The sequence below is a fragment of the Terrabacter terrigena genome, from assembly GCF_042676085.1.
Taxonomy (GTDB): Bacteria; Actinomycetota; Actinomycetes; order Actinomycetales; family Dermatophilaceae; genus Terrabacter; species Terrabacter terrigena.
On record NZ_JBHTKH010000006.1, the window covers coordinates 200,676 to 217,125 of the forward strand.

Genomic DNA, 16,450 nt, shown 5'->3' on the forward strand with positions numbered 1-16,450 from the left:
GTGTCAGGTGCGTTACGACCCGTCGCGAGGTGGAGTGTCGCGCAGCGGCACGAGCAGGCGGTGCGGCGACCGGAGCAGGGCCGACAGGGGGTTGGTCGGAGGGTCGGTGCGCGCGCCGGGGCCCGGTCGTGTCTCGAGCTCGCGGGCCGGTGGGGTCGCGCCGCAGGCAGGACACCGGCCGGATGCGTGGAGGTCGGCGTCGCACGTCACGTGCCGGAAGAGTCGCCGGGGGCCGTCGGGCGACGTCTGCAGGTCGCCCCACTGCATGAGGGCGTGGACGGCCGGCCAGAGAGCCTCGCCGGCCGACGTGAGGGCGTATGCGTCGTGCCCCTGGTAGGGGCGCCGCTCCAGGACGCCGGCGTCGACGAGGGAGCCGAGCCGCTGCGTCAGCACGGCCTTGGAGATGTCGAGTCTGCGCCGGAAGTCGCTGAACCGGGTCACGCCGAGGAAGGCGTCGCGCACGAGCAGGAGCGACCAGCGCTCGCCGACGATCTCGAGCGCCTTGGCGAGCGAGCAGTCCTGTCCTGCGTAGTCCGTTCCGAGGGGCATGGAATGAAGATACGTCGTGGTCTGTTCACAAGACCAACTGCCGGACCAATGGAGGACGTCATGACCCGAGCCCGACGCGCTGCCACGCCGGCCACGCCTGCCGCACGGTCAGCCGCCCGCGCGCCTGTCGCACCGGCTGCCCCCGTCCCGGCAGGGAGCGTCTCCTCGATCACGCAGCCGCGCCGGGCGCTCGCCGTGGCCGCCGTCGCGACGGTGCTGGCGCTCGTCGCGTTCACGGCGCCGCTCGCGACGGTCGGCTCGGTCGCCACGGCCGTGGGCGCCGACGTGGGGGGACGCACGTGGATCCTCAGCTCCATGGGGATCGGCCTCGGGGCCGCGCTGCTCACGGCGGGGGCCTTCGCCGACGACCGCGGTCGCCGCCGGGTGCTCGTCGCCGGCCTGGTCGTGCTCTCCGCCTCGAGCATCGCGGCCGCGCTCGCCGGCAGCACGCTCGCCTTCGTTCTCGCTCGTGTCGCACAGGGGGTCGGCGCGGCGGCCGTCGTGGCGGCCAGCCTGGGCCTCGTCGCACACTGGTTCGAGCCCGGCTCCGCGCGAGCCGCGGCGAGCGGGGTGTGGGGCGCGAGCGTCGGAGCAGGCATCGCGCTCGGGCCCCTGCTCGCGAGCTCCCTCGACCGCTGGGCCACATGGCGCGAGGTCTACTGGCTCCTTGCCGTTGCCGCCCTGGGCCTGGCAGTGCTCGCCCAGCGGGGACTGGAAGAGACCCGATCACACGAACGCTGCCCGCTCGACGTGCCCGGCGCGCTGCTGCTCGCGCTCGCGACCGTCACCTTCCTGGCGGCCCTCGTCGAGGGGCGCACCGGGTGGGCCCGGCCCGACGTCCTCGTCCTGCTCGGGGTTGCCGCAGTGGCCGCCGTCGCCTTCGCCGTGGTGGAAGCGCGGGTCGCGGCGCCGATGGTCGACCCGGCTCTGCTTCGCAACGGGCGGTTCGTGGCCGCGACCGTGGCGGGGCTGGCGACCGGAGCCGGGATCATCGGACTCCTGTCGTTCCTCCCCGGCTTCCTGGCCCTCGCGCTCGGTCTGGCGCCGACCACGGCCGCCGTTCTCTTCCTCACGTGGTCCGGCACGAGTGTCGCCTTCGCCCTGGTCGCCCGCCGCCTGCCTGCCTCGTGGTCGGGACGGCGCCAGCTCGCCGGCTCCCTCGTCGTCGTCGCGATCGGACAGCTGGCGCTGTCGGGCCTCACCCCCGGGGAGTCGTGGGTCCGGTTCGTGCCAGGCCTGCTCGTCGCGGGCATCGGCAGCGGCGTCCTCAACGCCGCGCTCGGGCGCGAAGCCGTCGCGAGCGTGCCGCCCGGCCGCGGCGGCATGGGCAGCGGAGCGAACAACACGGCGCGCTATCTCGGCTCGTCGGTGGGCGTCACGGTGGTGTCGGTCCTCGTCGCCGCCCACGCATCGAGCGGCGCGGGTGCGGCTGGGCTGGTCTCCGGCTGGAACGCGGCCGCCTGCGTCACGGCCGGCGTCTCGCTGGCCGGGGCGGCTGTCGTCTGGGTCACGATCCTCGCTGACCGTCGCTCCGGCGGCTGACCTTCGCCAGGGCCCGATCGGTCAAGGGTTGCGCCCGGACCGTGCACGCCGGCCTCCGACGCGGGGCGGCCCGGCCCGGGACTGCTCGGTGTCGGGTCCGCCGGGACAAGGCGTCGAGAGCACCCCCTCGCGGCTCCTAGACTGGAGGGGTTGTCCGGCCGCTGACGTAGTGCGGCACCGATAGGAGGAATGCCGTGATCGTCGCCACCGGGATCGAGCTGCGCGCAGGTGCACGCCTGCTGCTCGAGGACGCCAGCTTCCGCATCGACTCGGGCGACCGGATCGGCCTCGTCGGCCGCAACGGTGCCGGCAAGACGACGCTCACGAAGGTGCTCGCGGGGGAGGGGATGCCCGCAGCGGGCACCGTGACGCGTACGGGCGCCGTCGGCTACCTCCCGCAGGACCCACGCACCGGCGACCTCGAGATCCTCGCCCGCGACCGCATCCTCTCGGCCCGCGGGCTCGACACGATCGTGCACCAGCGTGCCGAGGCCGAGTCCCGCATGGGCAGCGACGACGAGAAGGTCCGCGACAAGGCGATGCGCAAGTACACCCGCCTCGAGGTCGAGTTCGAGGCGCAGGGCGGCTACGCGGCCGAGTCCGAGGCCGCGTCCATCGCGAGCGCCCTGGGCCTCGAGGAGCGCATCCTGTCGCAGCCGCTGCGCACGCTCTCCGGCGGACAGCGCCGACGCGTGGAGCTGTCGCGAATCCTCTTCTCCGGCAACGAGACCCTGCTGCTCGACGAGCCGACAAACCACCTCGACGCGGACTCGATCGTCTGGCTGCGCGAGTACCTCCGCGCCTACAAGGGCGGCCTGATCATCATCAGCCACGACGCCGAGATGCTCGACGCCGTCGTCAACAAGGTCTACCACCTGGACGCGAACCGCTCGGCGCTCGACGTCTACAACGTCAGCTGGAAGACCTACCTCCAGCAGCGCGAGACCGACGAGAAGCGCCGGCGCCGCGAGCTGCAGAACGCCCAGAAGAAGGCCGGGGCCCTGCTCGCCCAGGCTGACAAGATGCGCGCCAAGGCCACCAAGGCCGTCGCCGCCCAGAACATGGCCAAGCGGGCCGAGCGCCTGCTCGCCGGTGTCGAGGGGGAGCGCGTCCAGGACAAGGTCGCCAAGCTGCGCTTCCCGAAGCCCGCCGCCTGTGGCAAGACGCCGCTGCGCGCGTCGGGCCTGTCCCGCTCGTACGGCTCCCTCGAGGTCTTCACCGACGTCGACCTCGCGATCGACCGGGGGAGCAAGGTGGTCGTGCTGGGCCTCAACGGCGCCGGCAAGACGACCCTGCTGCGCATGCTCGCCGGCGTCGATGCACCCGACACGGGCGAGGTCGAGCCCGGCCACGGCCTGCGCCTGGGCTACTACGCCCAGGAGCACGAGAACCTCGACGTCGGCCGCACCGTGCTCGAGAACATGAAGTCGTCGGCACCGGAGCTGGGCGAGACCGACGTGCGCAAGGTGCTCGGGTCGTTCCTCTTCTCCGGCGACGACGTGCTCAAGCCGGCCGGCGTGCTGTCCGGTGGCGAGAAGACGCGCCTGTCGCTCGCCATGCTCGTCGTGTCGTCGGCCAACGTGCTGCTCCTCGACGAGCCGACCAACAACCTCGACCCCGCATCGCGCGCCGAGATCCTCGGGGCGCTCAAGACGTACGAGGGCGCGGTCGTGCTCGTGACCCACGACGAGGGCGCCGTCGACGCCCTCGAGCCCGAGCGCATCCTGCTGCTGCCCGACGGCGTCGAGGACCTGTGGGGCCCCGACTACAAGGACCTGATCTCACTGGCGTGAGCGAGCTAGCGGCGACTGGTGGATAAGCAGACGTTTTGGATAACATGATGGATGGTTATTGTATCTGGCGGGCCGGCTCGCCACACTGACGGACATGCCCAGTGACCACCACCTCAGCTGCCCGTTCTGCGCGGGCGACGACGTGACGCCGTTCCCCGACCCGACCGCCGCCTGGTCGTGCCTGGACTGTGCGCGCGTCTTCCGGGTGGAGGTCGTGCAGCCCGCGTCGGTGAGCGGGTGGGGGATCATGCGGGTCGTGTCGCCGGTGGGGTCCTCGGCACCCGCAGCGGCGTGAGGTGACCGGTCGGTAGCCTGCGTCCATGACGCACCCCCACCTCCGGGTCGAGACCGCCGGGCCCGTCCGCACCGTCACCCTCGACCACCCCGAGAAGCGCAACGCGCAGACCCCGTCCCTGTGGTCCGCGCTCGCCGAGGAGGCGCGGTCCCTTCCCGAGGACGTACGCGTCGTGGTCATCCGCGGCGCGGGCGACGCCTTCTCCGCCGGCATCGACACCGCGATGTTCACGCCCCAAGGGGTGCCCGGCGAGGAGAGCGTGGCCCAGCTGGCCGCTGGGGGACCCGAGGCGATCCAGCGAGGCATCGCGGCATACCAGGACGGCTTCACGGCGTGGGGTGAGTGCCCGGCGGTCGTCGTGGCCGAGGTGCACGGCTACGCGATCGGCGCAGGCTTCCAGCTCGCGCTCGCCGCCGACCTGCGCGTGGCGGCCCTCGACGCATGGTTCGCGATGCGCGAGACGAGCCTTGGTCTCGTGCCCGACCTTGGCGGCACGGGAGCGCTCGTGCACCTCGTCGGCTACGCCCGCGCGCTCGAGATCTGCGCGACCGGGCGCAAGGTGTCGGCGCCCGAGGCGCTCAGCATCGGGCTCGTCGGGTCGCTCGCCCCCGCCGCCGACCTGACCGAGACCACCGGGTCGCTCGTCGAGGCGCTCCTGGCCGCACCGGCTCCGGCCCTGCGCGCCCTCAAGCCCCTGCTGCGCAGCGCCGTCGACGCCGACCGCGGCACCCAGCTCGGCCGCGAGCGTGACGCGCAGACCGCGCTGCTGCAGGCGATGCTCGGCGGCTTCGGCGCCTGACTCCCGGCCCGGCCGCGACCCGGCGCCCGAGGTTCGGGCCCTGGGTCGGGAATCGCTGTCACCGCCTCGCGGTTTGATCGGAGGAGGACAGGAGGTGGTTGCGTGGGCATGCAGCCGTGGATGGCGATGAGGTCGATGTCGCGCGACTCGTCGGTGGCCGAGCAGTCACTGCGGCCGGGCACGCGTCGTCGTGTGCTGACGTACGCCGCGCCCTACAAGAAGGCGATCGGCGCCTTCCTCGCGGTCGTGGTGCTCGACTCGGTGCTCGTCGTCACCGTGCCCCTCCTGATCAAGAGCCTCGTCGACGACGGCGTCATCCCCAAGGACTCCTCCGTCGTGGTGCGACTCGCGCTCCTCGTGGCCGGCATCGCCGTGCTGGACGCCCTGCTGACGGTGGTGTCGCGGTGGTTCTCCTCCCGCATCGGCGAGGGCCTGATCAACGACCTCCGCACCCAGGTCTTCGCCCACGTCCTCCGGCAGCCGATCGCGTTCTTCACGCGCGCCCAGACCGGCTCGCTCGTGTCGCGGCTCAACAACGACGTCGTCGGCGCCCAGCAGGCGTTCACGTCGGTGCTGTCCAACGTGGTGTCCAACATCGTCTCGGTCGTCCTGGTCGTCGGTGCCATGCTCGCCCTGTCGTGGCAGCTGACTCTCGGCTCGCTGCTGCTCGTCCCGCTCTTCCTCGTGCCGGCCAAGCTCATGGGCAAGCGGCTCGCGGGCCTGGCCCACCGGCAGATGACGCTCAACGCCGACATGGGAACCCGCATGACCGAGCGGTTCAACGTCGCCGGTGCGCTGCTCGTCAAGCTGTTCGGCAACCCGGCGCGCGAGGAGGCCGAGTACGCCGAGCGCGCCGGCCGCGTCCGCGACATCGGCATCCAGATCGCACTCAACCGCACCGTCTTCATGGCGGCCCTCACGGCGGTCGCCGCCCTCGCCACCGCCATGGTCTACGGCTTCGGCGGCGTCATGGCGGTCAGCGGCAGCCTCTCCGTGGGCACGCTCCTCGCGCTCGCCGCGCTCCTCGCCCGCCTCTACGGCCCGCTCACGTCACTGTCCAACGTGCGCGTCGACATCATGACCGCGCTCATCTCCTTCGAGCGGGTCTTCGAGGTGCTCGACCTCGAGCCGCTCGTCAAGGAGCACCCCGGCGCCGTCGACCTGCCACCCGGCCCCCTCGCCGTCGAGCTCGACCACGTCTCGTTCCGCTACCCCTCCGCCGACGAGGTGTCGCTCGCGTCCCTCGAGTCGGTCGCGTCGGGCGACCGGCGGGGCAGCGGCGTCGTGCTCCACGACGTCACGCTGACGGCACCGGCCGGGCACCTCGTCGCCCTCGTCGGCCCGTCCGGGGCCGGCAAGACCACCCTGACCTCCCTCGTCTCCCGCCTCTACGACCCCAGCGGGGGGTCGGTCGTCGTGGGAGGCCAGGACCTCAGCGGCGTGACGATGTCGTCCCTGCGCGACCGCATCGGCGTCGTCACCCAGGAGGCGCACCTCTTCCACGACACCATCCGGGCCAACCTGCTCTACGCCCGCCCCGACGCGACCTCCGACGAGATCGACTCAGCCCTGCGTGCGGCCCAGATCAGCGACCTCGTCGCCGAGCTGCCCGAGGGCCTCGACACCGTGGTCGGCGACCGCGGGCACCGCCTCAGCGGGGGGGAGAAGCAGCGCCTCGCCATTGCCCGGCTGCTCCTCAAGGCCCCCGACGTCGTGGTCCTCGACGAGGCGACCGCGCACCTCGACTCCGAGTCCGAGGTGGCTGTGCAGCGGGCCCTCGACGCCGCCCTCGAGGGCCGCACCTCCATCGTCATCGCCCACCGCCTGTCGACCATCCGTCAGGCCGACCTCATCGTCGTGCTCGACCATGGACGCGTCGTCGAGACCGGCCGACATGCCGAGCTGCTCGCGGCGGGTGGCCTCTACGCAGACCTGCATGCCACCCAGTTCGACGAGCGGGCCGTCGAGCACGCCGACCGTGACGGGCGCGCCACACGCCGCTCCAGCGACGCCCTGGACCACGTCTGACCTGGTGACCGGCGGCCGAACGGGCTGCCGGCCGAACCGGCCGTCGGCGGGTTCTTCGCCTCAGCCGCTGGGCGCCAGCGCCGGCTCAGGAGGAGACGCGCTCCTCGAGACCCGCGGCCAGGCCGGCGATGGTCGCGAGGTCGACGAGCCCGCCGAGGGTGTGGGCGACGCGTCGGTGCTTCACCGGGCCGAGCCTCAGCCTCAGGTGCACCCGCGTGCGATCTCCAGCAGCCGCCGTCAGCCGGATGCACCAGGTGAGGTGCATCCGGCCGCGCGTCGAGGTGAAGAGCAGGTGCGAACCCGGCTCGATCTCTGCCACGGTGAACGTCGCGTCCGCCCCGCCCCAGTCGGGGATGACGTCGCCGACGCCGAGTCGCTGGAGCTCCGGCTCGATGCGGCGCAGGGCGCGCCGTGCTCGCGGGACGAGGTGCTCGACGGAGCGCGGCAGGTACCACCCCGCGCGGTTCTTGCCGAGCTGCACCACCCACGGCCACACGCGTGCGGGAGGTGCGGCCAGGGTGAAGGCGCGGTCCATGACCACGTCGGCCGACACGAGCGCATCGCCCGGCAGGGCCGCCGCGCGCTCGCCCGGCGTCGCACGCACCGGGAGACGATCACCGGGCTGGGGTCGGGACCGGTCAGTCATGGCAGGGGCGGAGGCTCGGGTGCACCGCTGAGGGTCTTCACGCGGACATCCTCCTCCCCGCGCCTGCGGTCACGGGCGTGGCACCGCGGCTCGCTCTCGGGGCGACGTCGCACGACCACCTGGGCCGGCCACCGAACGCGAAGCACACGTACTTCCCGGGCGCCGTCGAGGGTGTCTGGGGCCACGGCGCTCAGGCATCCTCCTCGTCCCAGATGCGGACCTTCTTCGGCTTGGTCGGTGACGTGCCCGTCCGGTCGGCCGCGTCCGTGGCAGCCCGCGACTCCCGCCGGACGGCGAAGACGATGAAGACCAGGCCGCCGGGCATGAAGAGCCACCACTGGTAGGCGTACGCCTGGTGCGGCCCGAGGTCCTCCTCAGGACGGGGGAGCACGCGTACCGGGTGGTCTCCGGCGGGAGCCGCCGGCACCTGGCTGCCGAGCACGACGTACGCGTCGACGTCGCTCAGCGAGGGAACCTGGGCTCGCGCGTCGGCGACGTTGACGCTCGCCAGCTGAGGGCGTGGCAGGTCCCGGCCAAGGCTCACCTCGCCGGTGCGCAGCCAGCCGGTCACCCCCACTGTCTCCGTCGGGGGCGGGTCGACCCGGGGGCTCGTCTCGGCGTCCTGCGCGTTGGGCACCCAGCCCCGGTCGACGAGGATCGTCGTCCCGTCCGTCCGGAACGGGGTCAGCACCTCGAAGCCCACCGTCTGGTCGAGCGTGCGGTTGCGGACGAGCAGGTCGGTGGCGGCGGCATACGTGCCGGTGAGCGTGACCCGCGTCCACTGGCGCTCCTGCGGCAGGCCTGCGGCGACGAGAGCGGGGGAGAAGGCCACCGGCGCGGCGCCGTAGTTGCGCGCGATCGCGTCGACCTTCGTGCGCTGCTCGACGTGACGGTGCCACTGCCAGAGGCCCAGGTAGAAGCACGCGACCCCGAAGAGGACCGCGACGAGCGTCCCCAGCAGCCATCGCCGCGTCAGCCAGAGTCGAAGCACGCATCGACGGTACCCGGACTCGGGAAGAGCCCGGAGACCGGCCGGGTTCGCTAGGGCCGGGTGTTCCGGGTGGCGTCGAACTCGCCGGTCTCGGCCAGGGGCGCGGGCCACCGTCTGGAGCTTCTCGTCGAGGCGGTTCGACGAGTGTCGCAGGGCGTCGAAGGCCTGCTCCGGCGTGAGCTTGAGGCGTTCCATGAGGATGCCCTTGGCCTGACCGATGACATCCCGCGACAGCAGGGCCCGGCTCAGCTGCTGTGCCTGGTCCTTCAGATGGCCACGTTCGTGGACCACCGCGGCTGCCATGGAGGCGTGTGCCGCGAGGATGAGGCCGATCTCCTGTGCCTCCGTGCTGAACGCGTCCGGCTTGCTGCCGTAGTTGTTGAGGGATCCGGTGGTGCCTGACCGTGCTGCAGCGTCTGCGGCCGGCTCAGGGCTCGCGGCCGCGAGACGGCAGCAGGCGGCCGACCGCGCTCCCAGCTCCGCCGGGAGCCGAGCGCCGGCCAGCGTGCGTCGCGAAAGGTGCGGGCGTAGACGACAGGAGTCTCGACGGCGTCCAGGGAGGGGCCCTCGCCCGCGTCGTACTGAGCCCTGTCGACTGCTGATGCCTCCGCCGCAGTCGTCGCGGCCGTCCGGTAGGTGCCGCCCTCACAGAGGGTGACGCTCGCCATCTCGCACCCCGCAACGGTGTCGACCGCGGCCTGGGCGATCCGCAGGAGGACGGCGTCGTAGGAGTCCGCGCTGTAGAGGGTCTCGGCGATGGCTGCGAACGTCGACGCCAGCCGTGTGGTCGGGGCGGCCTCGAGCCGCCGCTCCGCTGCCTCGCCGCGAGCGTCGGCGGCACGGTCGCGATCCGTGTGCGCGTCGTCACGGCTGTGTCTCGCGCTCTCCCGACCAGCCCTGGCCTCGGCCCGCTGCGCTCGCTCGGCCGGGTCGGGTGAGACCGCGAGCTCGGCAGCCCGCGCATCCAGGAGGCGTTCACGCTCGCCCAGGGCCGACTCGCGCACATCGGCCGTCAGGTCGCGCAGGTCGGCGGCTGCATCTCGCTATGCCGCAGCCGTGGCCGGGACGGCACCGACGGTGAACCCGGTGGCCGCACGGACGGTACTACCGGTTCACCGACCCGCCTGGTCCTCGTCGGGGTGGTCCACCGTCAGGACGATGAGCGGACTGTGCCGAAGCATCTCGGGCACATCCGTGCGACGCCAGCGCCTGGCGGCGGCCTCGATGAAGGGACGGCGCTCGTCGGGGTCGGTGACGACCCGGGCGGTGGCGGGCACGTCCGCGACGACCGACTGCTTCAGGTGAACCACGACACGGGGGTCGGCCTCGATGTTGTGGATCCAGTCGCGTGTTCGATCCGCCCGGGGCATCCCGGTGATGAACAGCTGGTCGTCGTCGTGGTGCAGGAAGATCTCGATGCGTCGTGGACGACCGGTCCGCCGGCCCGTTGTCGTGAGATCGATGATCTGGCTGTGGCGCAACGCGGCCCGGGTTTCCTCACTGGGCGAGATGTCCTTGTCCATGGCGCGATCCTCTCGACTGAACCCTCCCGGCAACACCGCCGCCGTCGCTCCCGGCAGCGCTGTGGACGACCTCGGGCCGTTTCTCGGTGGCGCTGCGCGTGGGGAGGTTCAATGGGTTGTGGCCCGCTATCGGTTGAGGCGGTTCGCCTACTACCTGCCTCTCATCATCGCGCTGGCTCTGCTGGCCGGCGCGCTGATCGCCAGCGCCGACATGGCGCACAGGCTGGCCACGGCGCTCTATGACTGGACGCGGACCTAGCCGTGGTCGGCGTGCCTGGTCGGCGGCGCGGCGTTCGCCGACTGATGCATCCTGGGTGAGGAGGTCGCCATGGGCAAGAAGGGCAAGGGCAAGGGTGGTGGCGAGCAGGGCCACTACCTGACTCCCGGCGTGTACGTCGAGGAGGTGCCGTCGGCCAGCAAGCCGATCGAGGGCGTCGGTACGTCGGTGGCCGCGTTCGTCGGTCTGTCTCCGTTCAGTCCGGCGCGGCTGGCGCAGGCCGTGGCCCTGGCTGCGGTGCTGACGTTCGTGGTCCGCCGGCTCCGCTGAGCCGTCGGCGACGCACTCAGAAGCCGGCGGAGGCCAATACGTCGGGCGCCCTGTCGCGCGTCGAAGCGAGAATCGATGTGAGCCGCAGGTGGTGCTTCCCTCGCGCGAACGTGAGGTCCGACGGTCTCACCGGCGTCCAGACGCAGCATCCCGGTGGGTATGGACCTGCCATGGCTGACACGGCGATCTTCGATGTCGACGGGACTCTCGTGGACACCAACTACCAGCACGCACTTGCATGGTTCCGCGCCCTGCGCCGCTTCGAGATCACCCGGCCGATGTGGCGTATCCACCGCGGCATCGGGATGGGCGGGGACCTGTTCGTCGCGGCGGTCGGTGGTCGGGACGTCGAGGAGACCCACGGCGACGCGCTGCGCGAAGCATGGGCGGAGGAGTTCGACGAGCTCATCGGCGAGGTCCAGGCCTTCGAGGGCGCGCACGAGCTGCTGGCCGAGGTCAAGGAGCGGGGCTTCCGGCTGGTGCTCGCCAGCTCCGGCAAGAAACAGCACGTCGAGGCGTTCCTCGACCTGGTCGACGGCAAGTCCCTCGCCGATGCCTGGACGACCTCCGACGACGTGGAGAGCAGCAAGCCCGAGCCGGACATCGTGTCCGCGGCGCTCGCCAAGGTGGGAGGCGCCAGCGGCATCATGGTCGGCGACTCGATCTACGACGCGCAGGCCGCGGCCAAGCTCGGCATCCCGACCCTGGGAGTGCGCACCGGAGGCTTCTCCGTCGGTGAGCTGCAGGAGGCCGGCGTCCTGCAGGTGTTCGACTCGCTGGTCGCCTTTCGGTACGCCCTCGACGGCACCCCGTTGGCTCGAGCCAGCCGCTGAGGTCCTTTCACGTGGACGTTCGCGTGGGGCTGTGCGGGTGGACGGTCTCCCAGGCCGCGTACGTGCGCCGCTTCCCCGTGGTCGAGGTGCAGCACACGTTCTACGACCCTCCGGCGGACGGAGTGCTGACGCGGTGGCGCACCCAGGTGCCGAGCGGCTTCGAGTTCACGATCAAGGCGTGGCAGGTCGTCACACACGAGTCCAACAGCCCTACCTACCGCCGCCTGAAGCAGCCTCTGCCGGACAGCTTCCGCGGTCAGGTCGGAGCGTTTCGCGCGACGCCTCCCGTCCTGGCCGGCTGGCAGCGGACCCTCGAGTGCGCCCGACTGCTCCGGGCCACCGCCGTGCTGCTCCAGTGCCCGAGAAGCTTTCGACCGACGCCCGACAACGTTGCACGGTTGCGCCGCTTCCTGTCCGAGGTGGACCGGCCGGCCGGGCGCCTGCTCTGGGAGCCCCGGGGTGACTGGCCCCCACAGCTGCTCACGGAGCTCTGTGCAGAGCTGGACCTGGTCCACGTCGTCGACCCGATGCAGACCGAGACGGTGACGCCCGAGCAGACGTACTACCGGCTGCACGGCACCAACGGCTCCCGGCACGTCCACACCGATGAGGAGCTGCGCCGGCTGCGAGACCTCGTGGACGGCCGGCCGTCGCCGTACGTCATGTTCAACAACCTGCCGCGTGTAGGCGACGCAGAGCGGTTCCTCGCCCTGCTCTCGCACTGAGGCCTGCACGCCCACGGCGACTGCGTCGATTCCGGCCTCGCGTCACGCCCAGATCGCTATCGTCGCGACCATGACTGGTCCCATGACGATGAACCGCGTCATCCACGCGGCCGTGCGGCGCGACCTCGTTCGGCTCGAGTCAGCCCTCGCCACTGCGCCCGACGGCGACCGGGCCCGGGCGCGCCAGCTCCAGGTCGCCTACGCCAACCTCCACGACCAGCTCAAGCACCACCACGAGGGGGAGGACACGCACGTCTTCCCGTTCCTGGCCAGACTGGAAGGGGCCGCGGCGCTGGTCGAGGTCATGGAGACCGAGCACGAGGCCATGGCCGACGCACTCGCGGGTGCGCGCACGGCGATGGACACGTACGGCTCGAGCGGCTCTGCCCGCGACGCGCACGCCGCCCAGGACGCCATCGCGGCAGCGAACGAGGTCGTCGAGCGGCACCTGCACCACGAGGAGGCCGACCTCGAGCCGCTCATGCTGCCGCACCTCGGGACGCCGGAGTGGAAGGCCGTCGAGAAGCGGCTGCGACCCCCGTCCCTCGCCGAGTCGGGCCGGTTCATGGCCTGGGTCCAGGACGGGATGCCCGACGCCGAGCGTGCGTACTTCCGGTCGACCATCCCGGCCCCCGTGACCTTCCTGCTCAGCAGGCTCGCCGGCAGGTCCTACCACCGCGACGTCGCGCCCGCCTGGCAGCCCACCAGGTAGGAGTCCCGCTGCGAGATCCCGCCGGAGGCCTCTCGGGCCTCCCCAGGACGCGGGCGACTGAGGCAGTGCGTCCTGACACGGCGGTCCCGGCTTAGAGTGGACACCATGACCGCCCTTCCCGACCCGAGCGTTCGACCGGCAGGCCTGGCCGACCAGTTCGGCCGGGTGGCACGCGACCTGCGCGTGTCGGTGACCGACCGGTGCAACCTGCGCTGCACCTACTGCATGCCCGCCGAGGGCCTGCCGTGGATGCCCAGGGCCGAGATGCTGACCGACGAGGAGATGCTGCGGCTCATCGGTCTCTTCGTGCGCGACGGCGTCACCCAGGTACGCCTCACCGGGGGAGAGCCGCTGCTCCGGCGGTCCCTCGTCGAGCTGGTCGCCGGCATCGCTGCGCTCGAGCCCCGGCCGAAGATCGCGATGACGACCAACGGTGTGGGCCTCGAGCGCGTGGCGACCGGGCTCAAGGAGGCCGGCCTCGACCGCGTCAACGTCAGCCTCGACACGATCGACTCCGAGACGTTCACCCAGCTCACCCGCCGTGACCGGCTGGCCGACGTCGAGGCGGGCCTCGAGGCGGCGGCCGATGCCGGCCTCACGCCGGTCAAGGTCAACGCGGTCGCCATGCGGGGCATCAACGACGACTCGGTCGCCGACGTGCTGGCGTGGTGCCTCGAGCGCGGCTACGAGCTGCGGTTCATCGAGCAGATGCCGCTCGACGCCCAGCACGCGTGGGACCGCAGCACGATGATCAGTGCCGGCGAGATCCACGCGCGCCTCTCGGAGCGGTGGGAGCTGACGCCGCTACCCGCAGCGGACCGGGGGAGTGCTCCGGCCGAGCGGTTCCTCGTCGACGGCGGGCCCCAGACCGTCGGCATCATCGCCAGCGTCTCGTCACCGTTCTGCGCGGCCTGCGACCGCACGCGGCTCACCGCCGACGGGCAGGTGCGCAACTGCCTCTTCTCCACGACCGAGACCGACCTGCGCGGTCCGATGCGCGACGGGGCCACCGACGACGAGCTGCTCGGTCTCATGCGGGGCGAGATGTGGCGCAAGCGCAAGGGCCACGGCATCGGCGACCCCGGATTCGTGCAGCCAGACCGTCCCATGTCCGCCATCGGCGGCTGACAGACGGGCCGGTCAGGAGGGCCGGAGCGCGGTGACGGAGGCGACTACCCGTCGGCGTCGGTGAGCGCCTCGACGGGAACCACCTCGATGAGGAAACCGCGCAGCGCCACGAAGTCGGCCAGCGACTTCTCGTGGTCGTCGCACGCGAGCCACACCTTCCGGCGCTCGGGCTTGTGCAGCTTGGGGTTGTTCCAGACCACCGCGTGCCGAGCGGGCGCGCGGCACGCCTTCGCGCTGCAGACGTGATCGGTGCCAGACGGGGGCGCCGCAGCCACGGCGTCGCTCACTGCTCGATGCGCCGGGTGTCGTCCTGTGGCGTGACCGCCTGCAGGTCGCCGGGCTGGCGCGGCGCGACGGCGTTCGCGATCACCACGGCGATGTAGGGGATGACGACGGCACCGATCACCGCGGCCCAGCGCAGCCAGCCCGATGTGACGAAGACCAGGCCGAAGAGCGCAACTCGGATCCCCATCATCGTCAGGTAGCGCTTGATGCGCTTGTCCTGGTCGTCGGTGGTGGAGGTCGGCGCCGACGTGACGCTGTGCACGACGGGTTCGTGGTGGGCTCTTGGCACCCTTCCACCATAAGCCCGTCCGGCGCGGGTGGACCGTGCTGTCTACCCTTCGGTAGTCCGTTAGGTTTCGGGGCAGGACCGAGACTCCGGCACGGCCGGACGGATGGAGGAACGCACTGTGTCAACGACGGTGGAGACGGCAACCACGGCGCGCAACGTGCTCGTCACCGGGGGGAACCGCGGCATCGGCCTCGCGATCGCCCGGGCCTTTGCCGAGGCGGGCGACGACGTCGTCATCACCCACCGGTCGGGCGAGCCGCCGGAGGGCCTCAAGGGTGTCACGTGCGAGGTGACCGAGTCCGCCTCCGTCGACGCGGCCTTCAAGGCGGCCGAGGAGATCTTCGGCGGCCCGGTCGAGGTGCTCGTCGCCAACGCCGGCATCACCCGCGACACCCTCCTCATGCGCATGACCGACGAGGAGTTCGACTCCGTCATCGACACCAACCTCGCCGGCGCCTTCCGCTGCGCGCGCCGCGCGGCGACGGGCATGATCCGCAAGCGCAAGGGCCGCATCGTCCTCATCAGCAGCGTCGTCGGCCTCTACGGGTCGCCGGGCCAGACCAACTACGCCGCCTCCAAGGCGGGCCTGGTCGGCCTGGCCCGCTCGATCTCCCGCGAGATCGGCGGCCGCGGCATCACCGCCAACGTCGTCGCGCCCGGCTTCATCGACACCGAGATGACCGCAGTGCTGCCCGAAGACCAGAAGAAGCAGTACCTCTCCAACATCCCCGCCGGCCGCTTCGCCACGCCCGAGGAGGTCGCGTCCGTCGTGCGCTTCGTCGCCAGCGACGACGCCGCCTACATCACGGGCGCCGTCATCCCCGTCGACGGCGGCCTCGGCATGGGGCACTGACCCCACCCGACGGCATACGGCCGTATGCCGTCGATGTCGTTGTGCACCAAGCGTCCCACCCACTCGAGAAAGTCGCAGGCATGGGAATCCTCGAAGGCAAGAAGCTCCTCATCACCGGCGTCCTCATGGACAGCTCCATCGCGTTCCACGTCGCCAAGCTGGCGCAGGAGGAGGGTGCGACCGTCGTCCTCACCTCCTTCGGACGCACCATGAAGATCACGCAGACGATCGCCAGGCGGCTTCCTGAGACGCCGGTCGTGATCGAGCTCGACGTCGCCGACCAGGAGCACCTCGACACGTTGGCCGACCGGCTGCGCGAGCACGTCGACGGCCTCGACGGCGTGCTCCACTCGATCGGCTTCGCTCCGCAGGGCGCCTTCAACTTCCTCGAGGGCACGTGGGAGGACGTCTCCACGGCGCTGCAGATCTCCGCATACAGCCTCAAGGCCCTGGCGGTCGCCGCCCTGCCCCTCATGCCCGAGGGTGGGAGCGTCGTCGGCCTGACCTTCGACGCGAAGTTCGCCTGGCCGGTCTACGACTGGATGGGCGTCGCGAAGGCCGCCTTCGAGTCGACCAACCGCTACCTCGCCCGCGACCTCGGCCCGAAGTCGGTGCGCTGCAACCTCGTCGCGGCCGGACCGATCCGTACGACGGCAGCCAAGTCGATCCCGGGCTTCGAGCAGTTCGAGCAGGTCTGGGACGAGCGCGCACCCCTGGGCTGGGACGTCAACGACCCGGTGCCCGCCGCGAAGGCGTGCGCCGCGCTGCTCTCCGACTGGTTCCCGGCGACCACCGGCGAGATCCTGCACGTCGACGGCGGCGTCCACGCGATGGGGCAGTGAGGGAGCGGTGACGCAGGCGTGACGGAGTGGTGACCCGGCGGGGCCTCACCGGCTCTCGCTAGAGTCCTGC

General features: G+C 71.7%; 19 protein-coding genes. 13 read left to right on the forward strand and 6 right to left on the reverse strand.

The genetic code is table 11. The features are described 5' to 3' along the window. Window positions 1–12 precede the first annotated feature (12 nt). The gene (locus tag ACFQ2V_RS11430) at window positions 13–549 is read right to left on the reverse strand and encodes a winged helix-turn-helix transcriptional regulator (protein WP_386052816.1); all 537 of its coding nucleotides are present in this window, start codon (window positions 547–549) and stop codon (window positions 13–15) included. Between the two features lie 60 nt (window positions 550–609). Here ACFQ2V_RS11430 and ACFQ2V_RS11435 point away from each other — a divergent pair, with 60 nt between their 5' ends. The 5 genes from ACFQ2V_RS11435 to ACFQ2V_RS11455 all read left to right on the forward strand — a co-directional run bounded on the left by ACFQ2V_RS11435 (window position 610) and on the right by ACFQ2V_RS11455 (window position 7,006). Continuing rightward, a complete protein-coding gene (locus ACFQ2V_RS11435; RefSeq protein ID WP_386052817.1) occupies window positions 610–2,091 on the forward strand; it encodes an MFS transporter in 1,482 nt (493 codons plus the stop codon). A 194-nt stretch (window positions 2,092–2,285) separates the two neighbouring features. After that, window positions 2,286–3,884 carry an ABC-F family ATP-binding cassette domain-containing protein gene (locus ACFQ2V_RS11440; RefSeq protein ID WP_386052818.1) on the forward strand — a complete coding sequence of 533 codons (1,599 nt, stop codon included), beginning with the start codon at window positions 2,286–2,288 and terminating at the stop codon, window positions 3,882–3,884. A 94-nt stretch (window positions 3,885–3,978) separates the two neighbouring features. After that, window positions 3,979–4,179 carry a hypothetical protein gene (locus tag ACFQ2V_RS11445; RefSeq protein ID WP_386052819.1) on the forward strand — a complete coding sequence of 67 codons (201 nt, stop codon included), beginning with the start codon at window positions 3,979–3,981 and terminating at the stop codon, window positions 4,177–4,179. A gap of 25 nt (window positions 4,180–4,204) precedes the next feature. Then, on the forward strand, window positions 4,205–4,978 hold the full coding sequence (locus tag ACFQ2V_RS11450; RefSeq protein WP_386052820.1) for an enoyl-CoA hydratase/isomerase family protein: 774 nt from the start codon (window positions 4,205–4,207) through the stop codon (window positions 4,976–4,978). Between the two features lie 108 nt (window positions 4,979–5,086). Then, the gene (locus ACFQ2V_RS11455) at window positions 5,087–7,006 is read left to right on the forward strand and encodes an ABC transporter ATP-binding protein (protein ID WP_386052889.1); all 1,920 of its coding nucleotides are present in this window, start codon (window positions 5,087–5,089) and stop codon (window positions 7,004–7,006) included. A gap of 85 nt (window positions 7,007–7,091) precedes the next feature. Here the strand turns inward: ACFQ2V_RS11455 and ACFQ2V_RS11460 are convergent, their stop codons facing one another. The 3 genes from ACFQ2V_RS11460 to ACFQ2V_RS11470 all read right to left on the reverse strand — a co-directional run bounded on the left by ACFQ2V_RS11460 (window position 7,092) and on the right by ACFQ2V_RS11470 (window position 10,166). Next, on the reverse strand, window positions 7,092–7,610 hold the full coding sequence (locus ACFQ2V_RS11460; protein ID WP_386052821.1) for a hypothetical protein: 519 nt from the start codon (window positions 7,608–7,610) through the stop codon (window positions 7,092–7,094). Window positions 7,611–7,842: 232 nt separating this feature from the next. After that, window positions 7,843–8,946 carry an SURF1 family cytochrome oxidase biogenesis protein gene (locus ACFQ2V_RS11465; protein WP_386052822.1) on the reverse strand — a complete coding sequence of 368 codons (1,104 nt, stop codon included), beginning with the start codon at window positions 8,944–8,946 and terminating at the stop codon, window positions 7,843–7,845. Between the two features lie 809 nt (window positions 8,947–9,755). Then, on the reverse strand, window positions 9,756–10,166 hold the full coding sequence (locus ACFQ2V_RS11470; RefSeq protein WP_386052823.1) for a nitroreductase family deazaflavin-dependent oxidoreductase: 411 nt from the start codon (window positions 10,164–10,166) through the stop codon (window positions 9,756–9,758). Between ACFQ2V_RS11470 and ACFQ2V_RS11475 the strand changes: the two genes are divergently transcribed. From ACFQ2V_RS11475 to moaA, 6 genes are all read left to right on the forward strand, one after another. Next, a complete protein-coding gene (locus ACFQ2V_RS11475; RefSeq protein ID WP_386052824.1) occupies window positions 10,165–10,425 on the forward strand; it encodes a hypothetical protein in 261 nt (86 codons plus the stop codon). The genes ACFQ2V_RS11470 and ACFQ2V_RS11475 overlap by 2 nt on opposite strands. Before the next feature lie 69 nt (window positions 10,426–10,494). Continuing rightward, entirely contained in the window at window positions 10,495–10,713 is a 219-nt protein-coding gene (locus ACFQ2V_RS11480) for a hypothetical protein (RefSeq protein WP_386052825.1), read from the forward strand. A gap of 170 nt (window positions 10,714–10,883) precedes the next feature. After that, entirely contained in the window at window positions 10,884–11,546 is a 663-nt protein-coding gene (locus tag ACFQ2V_RS11485) for an HAD family hydrolase (RefSeq protein ID WP_386052826.1), read from the forward strand. Between the two features lie 11 nt (window positions 11,547–11,557). After that, window positions 11,558–12,271: a DUF72 domain-containing protein gene (locus ACFQ2V_RS11490; RefSeq protein ID WP_386052827.1), complete on the forward strand. Its 714-nt coding sequence runs from the start codon at window positions 11,558–11,560 to the stop codon at window positions 12,269–12,271. Window positions 12,272–12,341: 70 nt separating this feature from the next. Further along, the gene (locus ACFQ2V_RS11495) at window positions 12,342–12,983 is read left to right on the forward strand and encodes a hemerythrin domain-containing protein (RefSeq protein ID WP_386052828.1); all 642 of its coding nucleotides are present in this window, start codon (window positions 12,342–12,344) and stop codon (window positions 12,981–12,983) included. Window positions 12,984–13,088: 105 nt separating this feature from the next. Further along, the gene (gene moaA, locus ACFQ2V_RS11500; protein WP_386052829.1) at window positions 13,089–14,111 is read left to right on the forward strand and encodes a GTP 3',8-cyclase MoaA; all 1,023 of its coding nucleotides are present in this window, start codon (window positions 13,089–13,091) and stop codon (window positions 14,109–14,111) included. A 44-nt stretch (window positions 14,112–14,155) separates the two neighbouring features. Here moaA and ACFQ2V_RS11505 read toward each other — a convergent pair whose 3' ends face one another. Together ACFQ2V_RS11505 and ACFQ2V_RS11510 are read right to left on the reverse strand one after the other, a co-directional pair. Beyond that, window positions 14,156–14,398, reverse strand: a complete 243-nt coding sequence (locus ACFQ2V_RS11505; protein WP_386052830.1) for a hypothetical protein — start codon at window positions 14,396–14,398, stop codon at window positions 14,156–14,158. Beyond that, window positions 14,395–14,685 carry a DUF3099 domain-containing protein gene (locus tag ACFQ2V_RS11510; RefSeq protein ID WP_386052831.1) on the reverse strand — a complete coding sequence of 97 codons (291 nt, stop codon included), beginning with the start codon at window positions 14,683–14,685 and terminating at the stop codon, window positions 14,395–14,397. The genes ACFQ2V_RS11505 and ACFQ2V_RS11510 overlap by 4 nt, the downstream gene beginning before the upstream one ends. A 103-nt stretch (window positions 14,686–14,788) precedes the next feature. On the opposite strand from ACFQ2V_RS11510, the gene fabG reads away from it, so the two are divergent. Next, a complete protein-coding gene (gene fabG / locus ACFQ2V_RS11515) occupies window positions 14,789–15,538 on the forward strand; it encodes a 3-oxoacyl-[acyl-carrier-protein] reductase (protein ID WP_449343044.1) in 750 nt (249 codons plus the stop codon). Window positions 15,539–15,618: 80 nt separating this feature from the next. Then, window positions 15,619–16,380, forward strand: coding sequence for an enoyl-ACP reductase FabI (gene fabI / locus ACFQ2V_RS11520; RefSeq protein ID WP_386052833.1), 762 nt, complete (start codon window positions 15,619–15,621; stop codon window positions 16,378–16,380). Window positions 16,381–16,450: the final 70 nt, after the last annotated feature.